We start from the raw sequence: 805 nt of genomic DNA, 5'->3' as shown, positions 1-805 counted from the left end.
AGTCTGACGGCCGCGCTCGTCATATTCGAAGCGAGTCGTGTTCCCTGCCGGATCGGTCGTACTGACCAACTGCCGCATCGCGTTCCACTCGAGCTTCCATACATGGCCCTCGGCATCCGTATGGCTCGTCGGCTGCTGATCCTCGTTCCACGTCCAGCGCGTAACGCGACCGATCTGATCGGTAATCGTCACCGAACGCTGAGCGAGATCCGCGTTGAACTTGTACGCTTCGCCGTCATTGGTCCAGTGGCGCACGACACGTGCATCACGGCCGACACCCTGCCACTCATAGAAACACTGCAGGCCACCACGCAGCGTGTGCTGGACCATCAGTCCATGCTCATACGCAAAGCGCCGACCGACATGGCCGCTACGATCCGTAACGGCCACCAGTTCGCCGGCATGGTTGTACGCGTACCGCACCAACGTGTCGGGTTGTTCACCGTCAACACCACGGGTCAGCTCGATCGCGGAAATACGTTGCGGATGCAACTTGTCGTAGGACAGTGTCAGCAAGCGACCGGCGCTATCGTGCAGTCGCACGGGCCGCACAACCTCATCGTGAGCTTCTCGCTCCACCTCGATCCAGTTGCCGTTCCGATCCTCGAGGCGCCACAGCTTGAGCGCTTCACGATCCGCATCGGTACGAGCACGGCCGAAATCGCGATACACGCCATCGACCGTTTCGACCACATAGTGGCCACCCTCAGTGCAGATCAGGTAAATGCCTTCAGGCACGCTGAAATGGCTCTCACCCGGCGGCACCGCCGGAAACACGATATCGCGCCCCTGCTCGTCCCAGTAT

At 60.6% G+C, this 805-nt stretch carries 1 pseudogene; it reads right to left on the bottom strand.

Annotation, left to right across the window (positions count from 1 at the left end):
• Positions 1 to 805, bottom strand: a pseudogene (locus tag JYJ84_RS37430) (type IV secretion protein Rhs); the annotation flags it as partial.

Origin of the sequence: Burkholderia sp. LMG 13014, assembly GCF_905232215.1 — a bacterium.
Taxonomy (GTDB): domain Bacteria; phylum Pseudomonadota; class Gammaproteobacteria; order Burkholderiales; family Burkholderiaceae; genus Burkholderia.
Note: the sequence above shows the minus strand (reverse complement) of the source record. Positions and strands in the feature narration are given on the sequence as shown.